Genomic DNA, 20,702 nt, shown 5'->3' with positions numbered 1-20,702 from the left:
ATTAAAATGGATATCCGATTGCGATATTTAAAACTAAATTATCTTTTCTCCAGCTGCTGTCTCCAAAGTTAATCCTGTTAAAAGTCCATCTGTCTCCCTTTTCATAATAAGGAACACGTATTGGCATTGCTAAATCGAGCCTTAGAATTAAAATAGAGAAATCAAGTCTTAGACCAACTCCGGCACCGACAGCTATTTCACTTAAAAAATCTTTAGAAAACTTCCCTCCAGGTCTTTCATTTTTCTTGTCATTAATCAACCAAACGTTTCCGGCATCTACAAATGCAGCGACATTTAAAAACTTATAAAGATTAGCCCTATATTCTGCATTCATTTCTAACTTAATATCTCCGGACTGGTCAAAAGCAAAATTCTGATCTAACCCTCTGGGATCATAACTTCCAGGTCCTAAAGTTCTGGCCCGAAATGCTCGGATACTATTACTACCTCCCACAAAAAATTGTCTGGAAAAAGGAATCTGATCTGAATTTCCATAAGGATAGGCAATACCCGCAATAATTCGTGAGGCAAAATTAGTTTTCTCAGAAAATTTATGATAGAATCTGAAGTCATTTTCCATTTTTGCATACTGGCTGAATGGTACTCCGAAAATTTCTTTCTGCTTACCTTTTTTTGCATTAGCACCTGTCACTAAACCAGTAATGTTTCCCGCCAAATCAAGTGTACCTTTATAATAGATGGTATTTGGCTTTGCCAACATAGTGTTGGTATAGGTATAAGAATAAGTAGGACCAAAAATAAGTTGTTTCTGAACAGCTCTTTCTAAATATGGCCTTCCGTTAGTCTCAGCATGATATAGATCAGTAACATTGGCTGGAGAAACTAAAGTAATATCAAGTACCTTTAAATCATGTTCTTTTCTTGCATTTTCTTTCCACACATATCCAAAAGAAGCTGTAAAATTGTTAAGTGTGTAGTAATCAGTACGATTTTGAAATTCATACCCTAAGCTGATATTGGTTCTTGGAACAAAAGCACTGGAAGAATTGAATCTGAAAGGTGCAACAATTCTAGGAATGGATAGCTGAACATTGGCTCCGGCACGATACATATTCTTAGCTTGTGACTGACCTCCCATTTGTACATCAAAGGCCCCATAAACTGCTGCTTTAAACTGTTCAGCTCCCCGGAAGAAATTTCTGTGGGTCCAGTTTAAATTCAATTCACTACCGGCAAAGCTTGCAGAATTGGTTCTCCCTAAAGCTTCTAAACGAAGAGATTGTACTTCTCTGGGGGTTAATAAATAATATGCATCAAACTTATGCTGTAAAGAATCTGAAACAATGAATTCATTCTTCACGAATTTGAAAACTCCTAAACTTATCAAACGATTCAGAGACAGATTATGATTGGTTCGGTTATATAAATCTCCTTTCTTGAAATATAATGCCCTGTCAAAGATTTTCGGTTTAAATTTATGCTGCGGATCGATCACATAAATGTCATCATAAGCATATTTTGAAAGAGAATCAGAGTTCATCGGAACACTGTATTTGCCATTCTTAACATCCTGAAGGTTATAATTAGGGAAAACAATTACCTTATCGATCCCGAATTGCTGAGTGGCTAAATCCGGAGTGTCTTCTTTTAGTTTTACATTAAGTTCAACTTTATGATTTTTTGCAACTGTACTGTCGGCCTGAACGATGATGTTATCAGAATGGAAATAATAAAATCCTTTTTCTTTCAAACCATTATCAATCCGGTCCCGCTCGGCTTTGATGACACCTAGATCAAAAGGGTTTCCATTTTTAAGAAAAGTTTTATCTTTTAAATTCTGAATTTCCTGATTAACTAATGTAGAATCTTTTTGAAATTTTACATCACTGATCAAATATTGAGCACCAGGTCTTAAAGTATAGATTACCCTTGCTTTTTTATTTTTGGAAATTGTATCATAAGTTGCTTTAGCGTTAAAATATCCTTTGTTTTCAGAATAATTAACGATAATGTCTTTATTGAATTCACGATCAACATCACCAAGTAAGACCGGTTTTTCACCGACTTTATATTTTAACCAATAATTGAAACCTTTGTCTTTTTTCGGTTCTTTAGCAATATTATAAAAATACAATCTCGGACGTAGCCCTAAAATTGTTGAATTGGGTTTTGGAACTAAATTTTCCTCCAGAGCTGCTTGGAGTTCTTTTTTTTCTTTTTTCGGAATAGTGTCGTTTTCAATTTTTACTTCTGCACCAGTATAGAGCATTTGCCCTTCCTTAAGGTATTTTGTATTGCTGCATGAAAGAGTAACCACTGTAATTCCAGAGTAAAGAAAATATTTCAGATATGTATTGAATTTGTTTCCCATTATTTAAATTCTACTACTTGGTTATTCTTGTTTTCTTTTTTAGATCTGTCTTTTCTGGATTTTTGAAAAATATCCCGGAATTTATCATAATCCAATGTGATGATAAAACCAACTCCTGTTTCAATAATCTGTCCTTGTAAAGCCACCTGATATTCATCTTTACGATAGGCTCGCAACATATATCTTCCATCTTTGGAAAGACTGTAATCTACTGTAACATTTCCTGCAATATTAGTCGTACTTTCATTTTGTCTTGCATCACCCTCCAGACCGAAATTACTTCCTACAGATACTTTAAGCCTATCATTCAAGAGTCTTTTGCTAATATCTACGTTGAGATCTGTTCTGGTATTTTTTTGTCCAGTAGAATAATCTTCAGAAGATTCGAGACCAAAATTTAAATCTACTCCTTTTATTAGGCCTGAAGCAAGGTTGTTCAGCTGTTGTGAAAGAATCTTACTTACACTTTGCCTTGCCATTGCTTCTGCGGACATTCCTGCGCCGCTTTGGAAAGGGTTTTCTCCTATAAAACGGTTTAGTAATAATAATGCAAAAACCTGTTTATTCATTTCAGATTCCTGTGTTCTTAGCTGTGTTAGTTTTTGATCCACTGCATCTGTTACGGTTGATGAAACAGAATTATTTTTCTTATCTGTTGTAATATCGAATGTAATCTGTGGTTTTAGTAATTCACCTTTCATTTTTAGTAGTGTATTGAAAGGTATTCTTTGTTTAAATTGATTCAATACAGCAGCATCACCACTTACCTGTTGCTCAACAAGATCGATAGGGGCCGTTTCGGTTTTATAAATAGCTGTAATATCCATAATGGCTGCGGTTGGTTCCCCAGTCCATGTGATGGTACTTCCTTTCTGGATATCAAATTTCCTTTTAAGTAAACTCACAGAAAGTTCATAAGAACCTTTTTCCACTTGATAAACGCCAACAAGAGTCGTTTTTCCGGATGGATCAATTCCTCCCGTTAATTCTGCCTCTCCCTGGAGTTTTACAAAGTCACCATTTGCTTTATCAATAACGATCGACATTTTAGCTTCTTTACTTACTTCAATGTTTACACTTACATCCATCCCTTTGATGCGACTTTGAGCTTTCAAAGAATCGGCTTTAATAGTTTTGTTTAAAACTACCTGATCCTGATCTACGAATTCTACAATCCCATCTCTTTCCTGTAATGATGGACTGGATTGAGGAAGGACAAAAGTAAAATCAGTATTATCAGCAACAGCTAATTTACCGTCTACTTTTGGAAGGTCTAGATTTCCACGAATGTGTAATCCTGCATCAATAGCAAGAATTCCATACATCATGGCATCATTCGACTTTTCAGAGCTTACTACTTTAAAATCTTTAGCATTTACATCCAGGTTAAATGCGAAATCCCTGTAAGTTTGAGTAAGAACCTGTCCGTCTACTACAAGAGCATTTCCATCCTTATCATTAATTTTGAATTTATTAAATTCTATTCCCCTGTTGGTAAAATCAATCTCATCGTTTAGTTTTCTGAAATCACTTCCTGTTTTAGCAATTTCAAGTCCCACATTATTAAATTTTACTTTACCTAAGATGTTAGGTTTGTCGGTATTTCCGGTTATTTTGAGATTTCCTGAAAGATAACCTTCTGTATTGGTAACCGCATTCATAGAGAACCCCTGGACACTTTTCATCTGGAGTTTATTGATGGCCATATTAAGATCAAACGTGCTGGAAGAAGTATTATAGTCTCCTATAATTTTTACATCATTATCATTACCGGATAATGCAATGTCAGCATTTAAAAGTTTAGCTGAGGTGCTGTTTACCTTTACTGCAAGATTCCCGATAGGATTTCCATATACAAAAAGATCTGAAATATTAAGATCAGAGGTGAATGTCATGTCCTTCGTCAGATCCCGAAGCTGAGCTGTTCCATTGATCGTTCCTTTGGCCAAAAGAGAATCTTTTTTGATGATCTCAGTAACCGTTTCAATCTTGAAATCTTTCAGTGAGATATTCAAAGGGCTGTTTGGCGAATTACCTTCAGATTGTAAAGAAATTTCACTTCCTGAATTCGATAGTTTGAAATTATCGGCTATAATTCCTTTGCTGCTGATCTGAATTTTATTTCCTTCGGCTACTGTCCAATCATTATAATTTAATTTTAAACCATTTGGATTTAGGGAAACTTCTGTTATATCATTTAGCGATTTTGCATTTCCTGCAATCAGGAATTGAGTGACATCTTTTTGATCCTTGGTTGTGATATTGTAATTAATCGTATTGTCTGAAACATCGCCGCCAATATTAACTTTATTTAATGCAAAGCTAGAGCTTTTTAAAGCTGCTACATTGAGATTATACTGTAATGCATCATTCTCATTAGTAACTTTCAATGATGCATTTTCAATTGAGTTTTCACCATATAATAGCTGTGGGATCTGTCCATCGATCTCAATTTTATGAGAATCTGCATTATAGTTTCCAACTAAATTGATCGTTTCAAAACTTTTCAGATCAGGAACAAATTTTCTGATAAGGTCATCATTTTTAATCTTTGCATTGAAGGTAAAATATTGTCCTGCATCTACTTTTTGAGATTTGTCAGGTTTCTGGAACTGATAGTATTGATTGATGGTTTGAGTTAAAGATCCAAAGATCTGGCTCAATTTATATTTTCCTTTCAGTTCTACATCAGCGATCTGCGAGTTGAAAACAATGTTCGTCGAGTCATTAGCAGATCTGGCATTCAAATGAACTTCCTGGATCGGATATACTTCTTTAGTATCTGAGAATGCAAAGTTTTGAAGATTTAAATACCCGTTCAAATGATCTGGATCAAGATTGGTGAAATCACCATCTATTTTTCCACCAATAATCATTTGTTTTTCATAAAAACCAAGTTTGTTGAGATCAACTTTGATGATGTCTCCATTGATCTTTACCGTTGGATTTTTTTCATCATAAACTCCTGAAGCAGTTAATTTCAAATTAGCATTCGGATCCCTTGAATCTAAAAGAATATGGTAAGCACCATTATTTATTTTTCCGGTTAGATTCATATCGCGATACTGATAACCTTTGTAGGTTGCAGAAGCAACATGTCCAGTAAGATCTGCTTTTGCTCTTTTAAAGTCAAAGCTTTCTCCTTTTGCGGAAATCTGTGCTGTAATTGAACCAATATCTTTATTCTGAATAATTTTTCCGACTTGTATTCCCTGAAGGTTTGCTTTGATATTATACAATTCATGATTCTTTCTTCGCATATCCACTTCAGCAATAATTGCAGCATTTCCGAGTGTTGAATAAAGATTCAGATTAGTATCAACCATTTTAGTGGTTCCCTTCGCTGTTCCCTTTATACTGAAATTCGAGGGTAGGGAAATGTTGGAAGGAATTGTATTTTTGGGAACGAGGTTAAAGATTGTCTTGGCAGAAGACGAAAGTTCTCCAATTTTAAGATCATAGTAAAGCTGATCAGGGTTCATTGCATTTCTAATTCTCCCAGACGCAGCAACTCTTAGCTGATCCAATCCGGAAAGTTTGAAATTCTGAATCAAAAGATCATTGACACTCCCTTTTACATTGGCGTTTACAGCAAGTGTTGCATTCGGGTATTTATTAAATGGGACCGTATTACGTAAAGTTGGAACGATATTCAAAATATCGGTAAAGCTTACTTTAGAATCACGGATATTAGCTGATATTTTGACCGCTCCGAGATTTGAACTTAATTGCTCTATTGAATTATATTCCAATATAACCTCATCCCGTAAAATTGTTTTTGGAGTCTGTAGATATAGGTCTTTAAGATAAGCCTGTCTTTCTCCGTATACAAAATCAGTATTGAATTTCTGGATATCCAAACCACGGCCTTCCTGAATTTCTGCTGAATTTACCTTTCCTGCGAACGTATTATTTTCCATTTTGAAACTATGGACCTCCACATTCATTTTTGAAAAGTTGAGGTGATTAAAATCCATTCCCTGTTTTGTTGGAGCAATAGCAGTATTGTTGTATGCTACTTTTACATCATTCAGAACCATTTTACCCAAAAGCAGTTTCATTGCTTTTTCTTTATCAGAATCCGGAGTAGATTTAGCCTCTTCCTTTGAATTTTTTGGATTGGCATTTTGAGCAGGCAGATAAAGGTTAGCATTAATATCTGCTCCCGAAAGAACCAGATTGGATACATTGTAAGAATTATTATCAAGATCAAGCTTATTGACTTTTGTACTTAATTCTTTAAATAAAACCTTTGCAAAAGTCTTCGTATTATCATCACCATAGTCAATATCAAAATTGGTTAATTTAATTCCCCTTAACCCAATATTCATTGATTTTTTCTGGTTAAGGGAATCTACCTTTTTCTCAACCTTCTTTGATACCTCTTCTACGATACCCTGTTTTAATTTTAGTTTTAATCCATCAAGATTAATATCATTAACGGCATAAGAGTTTTTATTTAAATCAAAAGTTTTTACCCTTGTATCAAAAGATTTAAAGTAGAGTTTAATATCATTTTTTGATTGAAGATCATTAAAAGTAACTCCAATATCTTTTAATTTAATTTTATCAAGAGAAATAATAAATGGTTTGGAAGAACTCTCTTCTTTATCCGAAGTAGCGAAGGCATCAATAATGTAATCAAAATTGAATTTTCCGTCCTTTTTTCTTACCACATTTGCTTGTACACCCTCTAGATCTACAGAAGTAATATCTGCTGTAGAATTGATAAGTTTAAGCATATTCAAGCCCACATCCAGTTTTTTGACTGCAAGAAGAGTATCGACGTCCTGCCCCTTTAAATATAGATTTTCCATAACAAGACTGTTAGGGAATCCTACATATACCTTTTCAAGGCTGACTTTTGTTTTGATTTTTTTTTCGAGATAGACAACAAGCTTGTCTTTGATGAAGTTTTGAACTGCCGGAAGGCGTAGACTAAGTATAAGAAGGGTGACAAAAACCAATATACAAATAATGGTTATGACAATACGCCTCAGGAGTTTTTTTATATTAATTTTTTGTTTCAAATGGAATAGGGTTTATAACAAAGATAATGATACTATTTAAAAAATTACCTGATGTGGTACCCTATTGAGCATGCAAAAATCCTGCCTTGGCTGTCATTTATGGAATTTTAGTTGAGTCGAAGTGAAGTGAATAGTTGAGACAACAGCCAAAACAAGGATTTATTTTTTTCTTTAAAAAGCCCCCTTTTAATTCATTTTTCAAGTATGAAAAGGTAGTAGAAAATGAAGTTTAATGTTAGTTAGTATTCAAAGGGGGCTACTATGGATTGATGTGTTTAGTTGAATGATTTATTGATTGTTATTTTCCCATTTTACCTCTTCTCCTTGAGGGGCAGCACCACCCTGAGCTTCTGTAACAGGTGTTTTTTCCTGATTGATATGATAGATATAAGATGCAATTTTTTCGGCATCTCTGCCTGTAATGGTTCCTTCCTTAATAAAAGGTCTCATGGTTGGGTTGTTTGGAGAACCATTTTCCAGCATCCAGAAAACATTTTTAAAAAGGCTTTTTTCTTTAATATTGATCCAATGAGTATCCGTAAGATTAGGACCAATTCCACCTCTTGCACCATCTCCATGGCAGGTTACACAATTGGTTTTGAAAAGTTGTTCACCCTCTGTGATATAATCAGCATTATATTTTGCTGTTTCAAGATTGATGGTAGGGGCATTTTTTTCATATTCTATAATAGAAGCCAGCATGAATTTAGTTTCTTTATCATATTCCGCATCTGGGTGAGCATAATCTGTAAAAGCAAATGCAAACATATACACAGCGCAAAAAATGATTCCAAAATAAAATAGTCCGATCCACCATTTGGGTAAGGAATTATCAAGTTCAGTGATTCCATCGAAACCATGGTCTATAAGAATATCTTTTTCTTCAGTTTGTGATTGCTTTTTCACAGCCGAATTCCATAGTTTTTGATAAAAAGGAATGCTTTTTTCTTCAAGATATGCTTTCTTCTCAGTTTCTGTTAATCTACTGAAGGTTTCATTTTCAACAAGGTCTCCGATAGTGTTCATAATTAAAAGCAGGATTGTCGCAATTAATAACAAAGCCCAGAAAAAAGGAGAAGTAAAATAACCGGAATCCTGAGCAAACATCTCGAACGCCATAATAGTCAAACCTATGGTTACAATGATATATATGGAAATGGGTGTTCTTGTTTTCATTTTACGTTCATTTTAATAATTAGTCTACACTTGCTGTTTTAATGTCCGTGGTTTTAATATCAGTACCCAGTCTTTGAAGATAAGCGATCATGGCTATAATTTCTCTTTGCTCAAGAGGAATGAATGCTGAACCTTTTGTTGTTTGATCTTTCTGCACCTGGTCCCTAACGTCAGTTGCTTCAGCATAAATTCTTTTTACGATTGCTTTAGATTGGTTATCTGCCCATTGATTGGCTGAATCTATTTCGGCTTTGGTATACGGAATATCAAAAGTGTTTTTCATCAGTTTCATTTTATCCACCATTTCAGAGCGGTCAAGTTTATTTGTGATCAACCATGGGAAACGAGGCATAATAGAACCCGCTGAAGTAATTCTTGGATTGTACATGTGTTTAAAATGCCATGAATCCGGATTTCTGCTTCCTTCTCTATGTAAGTCGGGTCCTGTTCTTTTAGATCCCCATAAAAAAGGTCTGTCATATACAAATTCTCCCGCTTTTGAATACTGTCCGTTTTTACCATCAAATCTCATTACCTCATCTCTGAATGGCCTTACCATTTGGGAATGACAGGAATTACAGCCTTCACGGATATAGAGATCGCGTCCTTCCAGTTCCAATGGAGAATAGGGTTTTACAGCAGTGATCTGAGGAAGGTTGCTTTTTATAGTTAAAGTAGGAACAATTTCCACAAGGCCCCCTATTGAAATGGCAACAAAAGCCAGTATAGAAAGTAATTTAGGTGTTCTTTCCAGCCAAAGGTGAGCTCCTTCGCCTTCTTTTCTGTGACTTCCGATATGAGCTAAAGCTGGTGCTTCCGCAGGGACTTCTTTCTGGAATGATCCTGCTTTGATTGTCTTGATAACATTAATTACCATTAAAATAGCTCCTGAAAGATAAAGAACACCACCAAGAAATCTCATTTTGAAATAGGGGATAATTGCCGTAACGGTGTCCAGCCAGTTTTTCCATAATAGAGTTCCGTCAGGATTAAATTGTTTCCACATCAACCCCTGTGTAAATCCGGAAATATACATCGGTACTGCATAGAATATAATGCCTAAAGTTCCTAACCAGAAATGCCAGTTGGCTAGTTTTTTAGACCAAAGTTCGGTTCGCCACATCATTGGAATCAGATAATAAATAACCCCGAATGCCATAAATCCGTTCCATCCCAATGCACCTAAGTGTACATGACCAATTACCCAGTCGGTATAGTGCCCTATTTTATTTAATGATTTTGTAGCTAATAGAGGTCCTTCAAAAGTGGCCATCCCATAACAGGTCACAGCAACCACAAAGAATTTTAAAATAGGATTTTCTCTCACTTTATCCCAGGCTCCCCTTAGTGTAAGAAGCCCATTAAGCATACCTCCCCAGGATGGTGCGATAAGCATGATAGAGAAGCCTGTTCCCACAGCCTGAGCCCACGCTGGAAGTGCTGTATACTGAAGGTGATGAGGTCCTGCCCAGAGATACACGAAGATCAATGACCAAAAGTGAATGATTGAAAGTTTGTAAGAAAAAACAGGTCGGTTGGCAGCTTTAGGCATAAAATAATACATTAGTCCTAAAACCGGAGTTGTCAATACGAATGCAACTGCATTATGTCCATACCACCACTGTACAAGGGCATCTTTTACTCCGGCATATACCGAATATGATTTCCAACTTGTAAATGAGAGAGGAACCTCAAGATTGTTAAAAATGTGAAGCATTGCTACAGCAATCCATGTTGCAATGTAAAACCAAATAGCTACATAAAGATGTCTTACCCTTCTTATGGCAATCGTTCCAAACATATTAATACCGAAAACAATCCATGAGAAAGCGATCAATATATCGATTGGCCATTCATGTTCCGCATATTCTTTAGAAGTATTGATTCCCATTAAGAAGGTAATAACGACGCTCACAATCATAATCTGCCATGACCAGAAATGAATCCATGAAAGTGTATCACTGTACATTCTTGTTTTTAATAATCGCTGCATGCTGTAGTAAGCACCGCAGAAAAATGAATTACAGACAAATGCAAAAATGACAGCACTGGTATGCAACATTCTGATTCTTCCGAACCCCATTGCTCCTTGTGTATTGATTAGTCCCTGAATGTTACCACTTCTTAAACTCTGGATCGTTGTATCATCGGTTCCAAATAAAAATTCAGGCAATTCAGGATAGAAAAGCATTAATGCCGCCGTTAGTCCCAGTAAAAAACCTACCAGGCCAAATGCAATAGTAGCATAGAGAAATGCTCTGACAATAGTATTGTCATAATTAAATTTTTGCGTCTCCATAATTCCAATAGTTGTTGTACAGAAATAATATTTATGATCGTTAGCAGTTCTTTTTCTTATATTTTGAAGCTAAATTCGATTACGAAATAAATATCATGTAACGTGTATAATGTTTTGCCAAAGGTATTTATTAACTTTGTTAGAGGCTAGTAGATACTCTTCTAAACTATACCAAAAACTACTAAAACAAATGCAATGAAAATATGTGGGCAGAACATCAGAAAAATACGGAGAAGTAAAGATTTGACACAGGAGTATATGGCTTTTGAAATGGAGATTTCACAAAAGGCCTATTCTGATATTGAAAATTCTAAAGTCAAGATCAATTTTGATATCCTAAATAAGATTTCAAGTATTCTTGAAATTAAGCCATCAGATATTTGCAGTATCTCTCACAAATGTGGGACAGAAGGGAATGAAGACAAGTATCAGTCACTTTTAGAGTACTTAAAAAAGAATAATATCTCAATTCCAAAGGAATATTTATAGAGAATTTCATGTCTTTTTGGTTTTAATTATTTAAAAATGAATGGTTTGAAGTTCTTATAGTTTCATAGAAGGTTAATTTCTCTAAAGTTTTATATATTTAGGGCCAAATTCTTTTTATGAGCGAAGAAGCAAAAACTGAACATCATTCTCAGGAAAATTCATCCTTGGTTAGAGGACTTACTAACCGACATATTCAATTAATTGCCCTTGGTGGTGCTATCGGAACAGGATTGTTTCTTGGAATTGGTCCTGCTGCAGTCTTGGCTGGTCCATCAGTTATTTTAGGGTATGCCCTTGCAGGAATAATTGCCTTCTTTATTATGCGCCAGCTTGGTGAGATGGTAGTTCAGGAACCCGTTTCGGGAAGCTTTAGTTATTTCGCTTATAAATACTGGGGAAATTTTCCAGGTTTTGCTTCCGGATGGAATTACTGGATTCTTTATATTCTCGTAAGTATGGCTGAACTTACAGCTATTGGACATTATATTCATTTCTGGTGGCCGGAAATTCCACTTTGGGTTTCCAGCTTGGTTTTCTTTGTTCTCATCAACGCCCTTAATCTCGCCTCTGTAAAAGTATATGGAGAAACAGAATTTTGGTTTTCAATTATCAAAGTAGTGGCGATTGTTGCTATGATTGTTTTTGGTATTTATCTTTTGGTGAGCGGGACAGGAGGAGATAAAGCCAGCATTCAGAATTTATGGAATGACGGTGGATTTTTTCCAAAAGGATGGTTTAATAAAAATGAAAATGGCTATACAGGACTTTTTGCTGCAATGGCAATGATTATGTTTTCTTTTGGAGGATTAGAATTAATTGGAATCACTGCGGCAGAAGCTAAAAACCCTGAAAAAACAATACCAAAAGCTACCAACCAGGTTATTTACAGAATTTTAATTTTCTACGTAGGAGCTTTGGTGATTTTGTTTGCGTTAAGCCCTTGGAGAGAAATTACAGAAGGATCCAGTCCTTTTGTGATGGTATTTCAAAACCTGAATGGATTTGAGTTTAGTATTTTTGGAAAAACGATCCAGTTTAATTCATTGATAGCTAATATTCTTAATTTAATTGTTTTAACGGCTGCTTTATCTGTTTATAATAGTAGTGTTTATAGCAACAGCAGAATGCTTTTTGGATTAGCACAACAAGGAAATGCTCCAAAAGGTTTAATGAAACTGAATAAAAATCATGTACCTACTAATGCAATTATCGTTTCTTCTTGCTTTGCAGGTATTTGTATTATTATTAATAAATTGGTTCCGGAAAAGGCATTTGAATATTTGATGGCTTTGGTGGTTTCCACTCTTATTATCAACTGGCTGATGATCTGCTATACCCATTTGAAATTTAGAAAAAGTAAAGTTAAAGAAGGGATTACAACAAAATTTCCCTCTATATTTTATCCTGTGTCCAATTACATCTGTATTGTCTTTTTACTTATTATCTTAGGATTAATGTGTTTCACGGGAATGGAAATTCAAGTGATTTTGATACCTGTCTGGTTAACCTTTTTATTTATCATGTATAAATTATATAAACCCAAAAACTAAATAGTAATCTGATGGAAAAATTGGAAAATACTCTGATCTTTCTAAAATGCTTCTCATAAAAAAGGATATGATGTATTATCAAACACCTTAAAATTATATACTAAAGACAGATTCTTATCTGTCTTTTTTTTATCTATAAATTAAAAATCATTTTGGTAACTTTATGTAAAACTGATATCCTTTTAATTAAATTTTTCGGGATATTCATTTTCTAATGTAGAAACGAGATTGTCGTTTTAGGACAACTTATATTTTTTTTGATGGGCTAATTTTGCCGAAGTAAATTTCACAGTTCAGGAATTTATTTTATAAAAATTAGAAAATACAACTCATGAAAAAAATATTATTTTCCCTTATGATGCTATACTCCTGTTATGCGGAAGCACAGGTTTCCATTCAAGGATATACGGGAGTAAAAGAAACAGAGGTTTTGGGGATTTTTGACAAAGATTTTAAAACAAAATGGAATTATTTTGCTTTAGGAAATGTTTCTTATGGTTATGAATCTAAAAAAGTAAACGCAGAAGTTTATCAAAATCTTAATTATCATATCGTAAAAAACTGGGGTGCCTCAGCAGGAGTTCATATTTCTAATGAAGATGTGATGCCATCTGTAGGATTAGCATTTACAAAGGAAAAAACAGATTTTGGGATCAGCCTGTTCCCTTCATTAACGTATTCTTTTGATAGCAAAGAGATGGGGTTGGGGCTTTATACACTAATGGAATATACGCCTAAAATTAATGATCGTTTTAATTTTTACAGCATGTTGATTATAGAATCTGATTTCAGTTTTAAACAACACCAGAGTAGCAATCAGGTTGTAAGATTAGGATTGGAGACTAGAAAAAAAGTCCAGTTTGGTATAGGAAGTACCATCTCCCAAACAGGAAGCAATTTTGAAACTAGTTTCGATTTTGGAGTATTTATAGGAAAGAAATTTTAATAGTATGAATAATAAATTTTTCACTTTTATTGTAACATTAAGTTCAATGTTTTGTATGTCACAAACGTATCATTTTCCCGAGGAATCATCACCTCATGAAGGAACCTGGCTCCAATGGTCACATCATTATCAACATGGAAAAACCTATCGTGAAAGGGTTGAACAAACATGGATTGATATGACCAAAGCACTACAGGGTAATGAAAAAGTTCACATTATCGCTTATGATGATGCAGAGAAGAAAAGGATTACAGGAATTTTAGAAAAGAATGCTGTACCATTAAAAAATATTGATTTTAAAATTTATCCGACTGATGACGTTTGGGTAAGAGATAATGGACCTATTTTCGTAAAAGACGATAAAGGTAAGTTATTGATCGAAGATTGGGGATTTAACGGTTGGGGAGATAAATTTGATTCTGAAAACTGTGATAAAATTCCAGAGTTGATCGGAAAAGACCTAGGTGTAAAAGTCGTTAATTTAAATGAAGAAATGGTAAATGAAGGAGGTGCGGTAGAAACTGATGGGAATGGTGTTTTGATGGCTTGTAAAAGTTCAATGATCAGTCAGAAAAGTGGTGCGATCCGAACTAAAGGGATCACTCAACAGGAAGCAGAAGAAATGTTTGAAACCTATTACGGAGTCTCTAAGGTAATCTGGTTGGATGGTGTTACAGGTTTAGATGTCACGGATATGCATATTGATGGGTTTATGAAATTTATTAATCATAATACCATGATTACGATGGATGAAGAAGATTTACTTGAGTTAGGGCTTTCAGATAAGGATATTAGTACACTTTATACAGCAACTAATGTTGAAGGAAAGGAATACAAGAAAATCTATGTTCCTGCTACAAAAAACAAAGTAAAAACGGCTTATGGAAAACAGTTGGAGGACAAGGGTTCATATGTAAATTATTATGTGGCAAACAATGTTGTGCTGGTTCCTAATTATGGTGATCCTAATGATAAAATTGCGAATGATATTATTCAGAAGCAATATCCGAATAGGAAGGTAATAGGAATTGACGTAAGGAATTTATATGAAAATGGAGGAATGGTTCATTGTGTTACACAACAGCAGCCAATTGGGCTTTAGTAAAAAGATATTTATTAGTTATAGTTAAGATAATAGGCTTTCAAGGAAGCCTATTATCATATTTATAGTTAGGGAGAATAATTGGTTGCTTTCAAATTTTTGTAAAAAACATATCCAAAAGGGAAAAGTATTACTACATAAGACTGAATCAGGCTTTTAAAAAATAGCTTTTTCATTAAAGCTATATCTATCAGTATATTACTTTCTAAGGAAGTATAAATTTTCAAAGATAGAAAAGCTCCCGTTAACAAAAATCCAATGACTAAATAAGTTAAAAGGATTATGATTAATTTTTTATTCATCTTTTATGTAATTAAAACCCTCCAAATGCTGATGATGAAATAGTGCCCCAAGCTAGGCCTGCAATATACGCAGCTCCTCCCATTGGGCCAAATGCTAAAGCTATTGAATTTCCAATAAATGCTACTCCAAGACCTATGCCGTCATTTCTAATTACATTTCTCCAATTTACTTTTTTAGAAGTGTTGGAGGTATATTTTAAAAACTCCTGTCCTTCACCAGTTCCTCCGATTTCTTTAGGGGCCCAATATTGAAAGGAATTTTTACTTACCTCAATGAATGCTTGTGCCATAAATTTTTCATCACCTTCTAGATTTTTATCAATAAATGCTATTTGATTTTTACAAAACCTATTAAAATCAGGTACTGATTGTGAGGTGTTAATTTCATTTAATGTTTCATTATAGATATTTTTTAAAAGTTTATTTTCGGTCTTGGCTAATAGTAATTCTAAGTCGGGGTTTTCAACATCAAAATTAATTTGAAATTCTCCATTTAGGATTTCTTTAGTTCTTTTGTCCTCAATGGCTTTTCTAATAACATCCTTGGAAGACAAAGAGGGGTTGGTATTTTCTTGTAATTTTTTTAAAATATCACTTAGGCCTAAATTGTGTTGTTTTCCTAAATCCACTGCATTTTGATAACTTAAATTATTACTTTTTTTATTAGTTATCAAACTTGAAGATGTTTCATTAGATGTGCCTAATGTGTCATCACTATTGCTACACGATACAATAAATAGAGCTAAGCATACAAAAGCTAAAATGTTAAATAATTTTTTCATTTTAATAATTTTTTTCTGTTATACTTTGTGTTTTTAAATAATTGCGCAATATTTAATGATTTAAAGAAAATTAAAATAATTCTATTGTCCAAGCTTTTAATCTTGTTTTATGTATGTCTTTTTTTATGTTAATAAGGTTATTATTTGTTGAAAATAAGTTTTTTATGTTGTTTGTTTGTATGATTAATCTATAAGCTATATATAATTTTTGCTTTTTTTATTAGTGATGAAATTTGTTCACTTATTAAGGTGGAGAATATATTTGTAATAATTGGGAATTTTGAATGGGTATTCAGAAGTGGTTTCTCTTTGGAGGAAAATATCTATTTAGATTTTAAATCTATTAAAAAAGAAATTTAAAAAGTGAATAGTAATAAAAAAACAAAAACCACCCTTAAAAAGAGTGGTTTGTAGACCCACAGGGATTCGAACCCCGACTGACGGTACCAAAAACCGGAGTGCTACCGTTACACTATAGGTCTGTGTTATTTTTTGGTGGTGCAAATTTATAACTTTTTTCTATATATGCAAAAATCTAAGAGGAAAAATCTGCGATTATGTAGTAATAAAATAATAAATAATTGTTATTTAATACTTTATAAAAGAAGGTAAGAAGGAGAGTTATATAAAAACAAAAACCACCCTTAAAAAGAGTGGTTTGTAGACCCACAGGGATTCGAACCCCGACTGACGGTACCAAAAACCGGAGTGCTACCGTTACACTATAGGTCTGTGTTATTTTGGTGATGCAAATTTAAAGCTTTTTTCTATACATACAAGAACTTTTTAAACTTTTTTTTACATTTACATCACTTTTTATTTGCAGTAAACATGGTGATAGACTTCAATAATCTCAAAATTAATAATTTACATTCTCAGACAGAATTTGAAAAAAAAGTGATTCTTTTTTTAGAAAAATGGCTTTCAGATTCAAAGACGGTCGAAGTCCAGACTTCTGGGTCTACAGGTATTCCCAAAATTTTTGAAATTGAAAAAAACAAAATGTTGAATTCTGCACGGATGACATGTGATTTTTTACAATTGAAAGAAAATGATGAGGCGTTACTATGTTTGCCTGTAGAGTATATTTCAGGTAAAATGATGCTTGTTCGTTCTTATGAAAGAAAGATGAGGTTAATGATAGCAGAACCATCTTTAGAGCCTCTTAAAGATATAGAATCAGAAATAGATTTTTGTGCAATGACTCCGCTGCAGGTTGAAAATTCATTAGATAAACTTCACCTTGTAAGAAATTTAATTATTGGTGGGGCATCTGTTTCTGAAAATTTAAAAAAGAGAATCTCAAATCTCAGTACAAATGTATTTGAAACATATGGGATGTCTGAAACATTATCTCACATTGCTTTAAAACAGTTGACCCCCAAATCCGAAGATTACTTTACTGCTTTTGAAAACGTTACTATCTCTACAGATGAACGTGGGTGTTTAAAAATATTTGCCCCAAATCTCAATGACGAGATTTTGCAAACTAATGATTTAGTTGATATTAAGAATGGGAATCAGTTTAAATTCCTGGGCAGGATCGATCATGTTATCAATTCTGGTGGAGCTAAAATATTTCCTGAAGAATTGGAAGCTTTGGTAAAAAAGGAAATTTCAAATGAAGTTGTATTTCTTGGAATAGAAGATGAAAGTCTGGGTCAAAAGCTTGTACTGGTGATAGAAGGAGAAGAGTCAGATCAATTGGTACAAAAAATATCTCATGTGCAGTTTACAAAAAAATTTCATAAGCCTAAAAAGATTATGTTTATTGATCAGATACTCCGGACTCCCAATGGAAAGGTTAATCGTCTCGAACTAAAGAAGCTAATAAATAATAATCTGTAGCCTTTAAATTTATAATCATGAAAGATTTTTCAAAAGAACTTAATTTTAAAACTTCACGGAGTAGTGGGGCAGGTGGGCAAAACGTAAATAAGGTTGAAACCGCTGTTACGGTATTATGGAATGTTGGAGCGTCCGAATTTTTTAATGAAGACGAAAAAGCATTAATTGAAAGTAAGCTGAAAAATAGAATCAATAGTGAAGGACTTTTGTTTTTGACAGTTTCTGAGAGCAGGACCCAATTAATGAACAAAAATAAGGCTATTGAAAAAATTATAGAGATTGTAAATAAAGCTTTAATTATTCCTAAAAAAAGACTCGCAACCAAACCATCAAAAGGCCAAAAACAAAAAAGGCTTGATACTAAGAAGAAAATTTCAGATAAAAAGGAAAGCAGACGTTTTAAGTTTTAATTGGCCATTTAGGGAAAAGTACTATTTTGCCGAAATTTAAAACAAATGATAAAGAAAATTACACTTTTAGGAGCGCTTTCAATTTCTATGCTATCTCTGGCTCAGCAGAAAATTTCAATTATTCCATCAGTAGGATATGCATGGAGAGTAGCTAAGATGCCTTCAAACATTTCAAGGGATACGAGAGATTATATCAAAGGATTAAAGAGCGGAGTCAACTTCGACATCGCAGCCTACTACAATGTAAAAGGAAACATTAATCTTGGAGTAAAATATTCTAACTATAGTGCATCAAGTGATGGAAGAATTACTGTCAGAGACACTAATACGGGACAAATGGTTTCGGGAAATGTAAGTACAAAAGATCATATTAACTTTTTTGGACCTGCTTTTATGTATTCAAATTTTAATGATGAATCAAAGCATAAATTCTTTTATGATGTTGCATTAGGAGCAATTACTTATACAACTAAGACTGGAAATGTAAAAGGAACAGGTGCCAACCTGGGACTGGAAGCGGATTTTGCTTACCAATATGAGGTGTCTAAACATTTCTTCATAGGTCCAAAATTGGGAGTTACTGCAGGAACATTAAGCAAAATGACGATCAATGGAACTAGTGTTAATTTAGGAGATGATCAGAAAGAAGGATTAACGAGACTTTCTCTAAGCGCTGCTGCTACATTCCGATTTTAAGTTTTATCTTTGCAAAAATCAAAATAAATGAACAAGCCAATTTCTGAGTTTATAGAGAAATATTATCTGCACTTTAATGCAGCTGCATTGGTGGATGCATCAAAAGGTTATGTTGCACATCTTAAAGATGGCGGAAAGATGATGATAACTTTAGCTGGAGCTATGTCTACCGCTGAGTTAGGGAAAATTCTTGCTGAAATGATCCGTCAGGATAAAGTAGACTTTATTTCATGTACCGGAGCAAATCTTGAAGAAGATTTAATGAATCTTGTTGCACATTCTCACTATGAAAGAGTTCCTCATTACAGAGATCTTACACCACAGGAAGAGTGGGACTTGTTAGAAAGAGGTTTAAACAGAGTTACAGATACATGTATTCCTGAGGAGGAAGCTTTCAGAAGATTGCAGAAACATATCGTAGAGATCTGGAAAGATGCTGAAGCAAAAGGGGAGAGATATTTTCCACATGAGTATATGTACAAAATGATCCTTTCCGGAGTTTTGGAGCAGTATTATGAGATTCCAAGAGAGAATTCCTGGATGATCGCTGCAGCAGAAAAAAATCTTCCAATTGTTGTTCCTGGATGGGAAGATTCAACAATGGGAAATATTTTCGCTTCTTATTGTATCAAAGGAGAACTTACAGCTACTACAATGAAATCTGGAATTGAATACATGATGTATTTGGCAGATTGGTATACTAAAAACTCTGCAGGAAAAGGAGTTGGATTCTTCCAGATTGGTGGAGGAATTGCAGGAGATTTCCCTATTTGTGTAGTACCAATGTTGTATCAGGATATGGAAATGCATGATGTGCCTTTCTGGTCTTATTTCTGCCAGATCTCTGATTCTACAACTTCTTATGGGTCATATTCAGGAGCTGTTCCAAATGAGAAAATTACATGGGGTAAATTGGATATCACAACGCCGAAATTTATCGTTGAAAGTGATGCTACTATTTGTGCTCCGCTAATGTTCTCTTATATTTTAGAGAATTCATAAAAATAACTATATCACCAGATTGATGGTGAATAATAATTTAAAACGCTTCAATTATTGGGGCGTTTTTTTGTTAGTATATGGCAGAAATAAAGGATCTTCTGACGTTTTAAAGGTAGTTAAATAAGGAAAACAGTAACCCTTCAGGTAAGATTAAAAATCTGCGTCAGCTGCTAAATCAGCGAGATGAAAATTATCTCCCTATTGTTTAATCCAGCGAATTTACAAGGACGAAATAACGATAAGCTAAAATACCTTTTTGGATCTTCGTTAATGAACTCGGATCTTTATCACTCAACTTAGGAAGAATCTTTTTATTAATTGTATTCAGGAGGCGGAAGAATGATTTTTTCATAACTTTATATTTTTAATGAGAAATATCATTGAGGTTACTATCCTTCAAAAATGATGCAAATATTTAAATAAACATAATCTATCGGATATGGACGAGGTATTTAAGCAACAGATTTATGAGATTACGAGACTTATTCCAAAAGGTCGGGTGTCTTCTTATGGTGCGATAGCAAAAGCAGTTGGCTATCCGAATCATTCCCGTCATGTGGGTAAAGCAATGGGAGGATGTCCTAAAGATGTTCCGGCACATCGTGTGATTTCAAGTTCCGGAACTTTATCAGTAAAAGAATTTCAGCCTAAGCTCGAAGCTGAGGGTGTTGTAGTTGAGAATTTTAGAATCAAAAATTTTAAGAAACTTTTTTGGGATCCTCTTGCAGAATTATAAAT

The 20,702-nt window shown here is 34.0% G+C and carries 15 protein-coding genes and 2 tRNA genes; 9 read left to right on the top strand and 8 right to left on the bottom strand.

Annotated features, from left to right (window positions below):
• Position 1: 1 nt before the first annotated feature.
• The 4 genes from tamL to ccoN all read right to left on the bottom strand — a co-directional run bounded on the left by tamL (position 2) and on the right by ccoN (position 10,837).
• The gene (gene tamL, locus JHL15_RS19610; protein ID WP_200248547.1) at positions 2-2,332 is read right to left on the bottom strand and encodes a translocation and assembly module lipoprotein TamL; all 2,331 of its coding nucleotides are present in this window, start codon (positions 2,330-2,332) and stop codon (positions 2-4) included.
• The gene (locus JHL15_RS19605; protein WP_200248544.1) at positions 2,332-7,362 is read right to left on the bottom strand and encodes a translocation/assembly module TamB domain-containing protein; all 5,031 of its coding nucleotides are present in this window, start codon (positions 7,360-7,362) and stop codon (positions 2,332-2,334) included. The genes tamL and JHL15_RS19605 overlap by 1 nt, the downstream gene beginning before the upstream one ends.
• Before the next feature lie 288 nt (positions 7,363-7,650).
• Positions 7,651-8,538: a cbb3-type cytochrome c oxidase N-terminal domain-containing protein gene (locus JHL15_RS19600; protein WP_200248542.1), complete on the bottom strand. Its 888-nt coding sequence runs from the start codon at positions 8,536-8,538 to the stop codon at positions 7,651-7,653.
• 19 nt (positions 8,539-8,557) lie between these two features.
• Positions 8,558-10,837 (bottom strand): cytochrome-c oxidase, cbb3-type subunit I, encoded by a 2,280-nt coding sequence (gene ccoN, locus JHL15_RS19595; RefSeq protein ID WP_200248539.1) that lies wholly within the window; start codon positions 10,835-10,837, stop codon positions 8,558-8,560.
• 195 nt (positions 10,838-11,032) lie between these two features.
• On the opposite strand from ccoN, the gene JHL15_RS19590 reads away from it, so the two are divergent.
• From JHL15_RS19590 to JHL15_RS19575, 4 genes are all read left to right on the top strand, one after another.
• Positions 11,033-11,326 (top strand): helix-turn-helix domain-containing protein, encoded by a 294-nt coding sequence (locus JHL15_RS19590; protein WP_200248537.1) that lies wholly within the window; start codon positions 11,033-11,035, stop codon positions 11,324-11,326.
• A 116-nt stretch (positions 11,327-11,442) separates the two neighbouring features.
• On the top strand, positions 11,443-12,876 hold the full coding sequence (locus JHL15_RS19585; protein ID WP_200248534.1) for an amino acid permease: 1,434 nt from the start codon (positions 11,443-11,445) through the stop codon (positions 12,874-12,876).
• Between the two features lie 331 nt (positions 12,877-13,207).
• A complete protein-coding gene (locus JHL15_RS19580) occupies positions 13,208-13,822 on the top strand; it encodes a hypothetical protein (RefSeq protein ID WP_200248532.1) in 615 nt (204 codons plus the stop codon).
• Positions 13,823-13,826: 4 nt separating this feature from the next.
• A complete protein-coding gene (locus JHL15_RS19575; protein ID WP_200248529.1) occupies positions 13,827-14,924 on the top strand; it encodes an agmatine deiminase family protein in 1,098 nt (365 codons plus the stop codon).
• A gap of 313 nt (positions 14,925-15,237) precedes the next feature.
• Here JHL15_RS19575 and JHL15_RS19570 read toward each other — a convergent pair whose 3' ends face one another.
• The 3 genes from JHL15_RS19570 to JHL15_RS19560 form a co-directional block, all read right to left on the bottom strand.
• Positions 15,238-16,008 carry a hypothetical protein gene (locus tag JHL15_RS19570; RefSeq protein WP_200248527.1) on the bottom strand — a complete coding sequence of 257 codons (771 nt, stop codon included), beginning with the start codon at positions 16,006-16,008 and terminating at the stop codon, positions 15,238-15,240.
• Positions 16,009-16,419: 411 nt separating this feature from the next.
• Positions 16,420-16,490 (bottom strand) — tRNA-Gln (locus JHL15_RS19565).
• Between the two features lie 179 nt (positions 16,491-16,669).
• Positions 16,670-16,740, bottom strand: a tRNA-Gln gene (locus JHL15_RS19560).
• Between the two features lie 99 nt (positions 16,741-16,839).
• On the opposite strand from JHL15_RS19560, the gene JHL15_RS19555 reads away from it, so the two are divergent.
• The 4 genes from JHL15_RS19555 to JHL15_RS19540 are packed head-to-tail and all read left to right on the top strand — an operon-like array spanning position 16,840 to position 19,964.
• A complete protein-coding gene (locus tag JHL15_RS19555; protein WP_200248524.1) occupies positions 16,840-17,856 on the top strand; it encodes an AMP-binding protein in 1,017 nt (338 codons plus the stop codon).
• 17 nt (positions 17,857-17,873) lie between these two features.
• Positions 17,874-18,266, top strand: coding sequence for an alternative ribosome rescue aminoacyl-tRNA hydrolase ArfB (gene arfB / locus JHL15_RS19550; RefSeq protein WP_200248521.1), 393 nt, complete (start codon positions 17,874-17,876; stop codon positions 18,264-18,266).
• A gap of 45 nt (positions 18,267-18,311) precedes the next feature.
• Complete coding sequence (locus tag JHL15_RS19545) at positions 18,312-18,962, top strand: hypothetical protein (RefSeq protein WP_200248519.1); 651 nt, start codon at positions 18,312-18,314, stop codon at positions 18,960-18,962.
• A gap of 27 nt (positions 18,963-18,989) precedes the next feature.
• Positions 18,990-19,964: a deoxyhypusine synthase family protein gene (locus JHL15_RS19540; protein WP_089027742.1), complete on the top strand. Its 975-nt coding sequence runs from the start codon at positions 18,990-18,992 to the stop codon at positions 19,962-19,964.
• Positions 19,965-20,169: 205 nt separating this feature from the next.
• On the opposite strand, the gene JHL15_RS19535 is transcribed toward JHL15_RS19540, so the two are convergent.
• Positions 20,170-20,316 (bottom strand): hypothetical protein, encoded by a 147-nt coding sequence (locus tag JHL15_RS19535; RefSeq protein WP_200248517.1) that lies wholly within the window; start codon positions 20,314-20,316, stop codon positions 20,170-20,172.
• Positions 20,317-20,403: 87 nt separating this feature from the next.
• On the opposite strand from JHL15_RS19535, the gene JHL15_RS19530 reads away from it, so the two are divergent.
• Positions 20,404-20,700, top strand: coding sequence for an MGMT family protein (locus JHL15_RS19530; RefSeq protein ID WP_200248514.1), 297 nt, complete (start codon positions 20,404-20,406; stop codon positions 20,698-20,700).
• Positions 20,701-20,702: the final 2 nt, after the last annotated feature.

The sequence above is a fragment of the Chryseobacterium paridis genome, assembly GCF_016595215.1.
GTDB classification, from domain to species: Bacteria; Bacteroidota; Bacteroidia; order Flavobacteriales; family Weeksellaceae; genus Chryseobacterium; species Chryseobacterium paridis.
Note: the sequence above shows the minus strand (reverse complement) of the source record. Positions and strands in the feature narration are given on the sequence as shown.

Bases quoted from the DNA above. Each gene is read 5' to 3' on its own strand.
- tamL (WP_200248547.1), bottom strand. From the start codon at position 2,332: ATGGGAAACAAATTCAATACATATCTGAAATATTTTCTTTACTCTGGA.
- JHL15_RS19600 (WP_200248542.1), bottom strand. From the start codon at position 8,538: ATGAAAACAAGAACACCCATTTCCATATATATCATTGTAACCATAGGT.
- ccoN (WP_200248539.1), bottom strand. From the start codon at position 10,837: ATGGAGACGCAAAAATTTAATTATGACAATACTATTGTCAGAGCATTT.
- JHL15_RS19590 (WP_200248537.1), top strand. From the start codon at position 11,033: ATGAAAATATGTGGGCAGAACATCAGAAAAATACGGAGAAGTAAAGAT.
- JHL15_RS19585 (WP_200248534.1), top strand. From the start codon at position 11,443: ATGAGCGAAGAAGCAAAAACTGAACATCATTCTCAGGAAAATTCATCC.
- JHL15_RS19580 (WP_200248532.1), top strand. From the start codon at position 13,208: ATGAAAAAAATATTATTTTCCCTTATGATGCTATACTCCTGTTATGCG.
- JHL15_RS19575 (WP_200248529.1), top strand. From the start codon at position 13,827: ATGAATAATAAATTTTTCACTTTTATTGTAACATTAAGTTCAATGTTT.
- JHL15_RS19570 (WP_200248527.1), bottom strand. From the start codon at position 16,008: ATGAAAAAATTATTTAACATTTTAGCTTTTGTATGCTTAGCTCTATTT.
- JHL15_RS19555 (WP_200248524.1), top strand. From the start codon at position 16,840: ATGGTGATAGACTTCAATAATCTCAAAATTAATAATTTACATTCTCAG.
- arfB (WP_200248521.1), top strand. From the start codon at position 17,874: ATGAAAGATTTTTCAAAAGAACTTAATTTTAAAACTTCACGGAGTAGT.
- JHL15_RS19545 (WP_200248519.1), top strand. From the start codon at position 18,312: ATGATAAAGAAAATTACACTTTTAGGAGCGCTTTCAATTTCTATGCTA.
- JHL15_RS19540 (WP_089027742.1), top strand. From the start codon at position 18,990: ATGAACAAGCCAATTTCTGAGTTTATAGAGAAATATTATCTGCACTTT.
- JHL15_RS19535 (WP_200248517.1), bottom strand. From the start codon at position 20,316: ATGAAAAAATCATTCTTCCGCCTCCTGAATACAATTAATAAAAAGATT.
- JHL15_RS19530 (WP_200248514.1), top strand. From the start codon at position 20,404: ATGGACGAGGTATTTAAGCAACAGATTTATGAGATTACGAGACTTATT.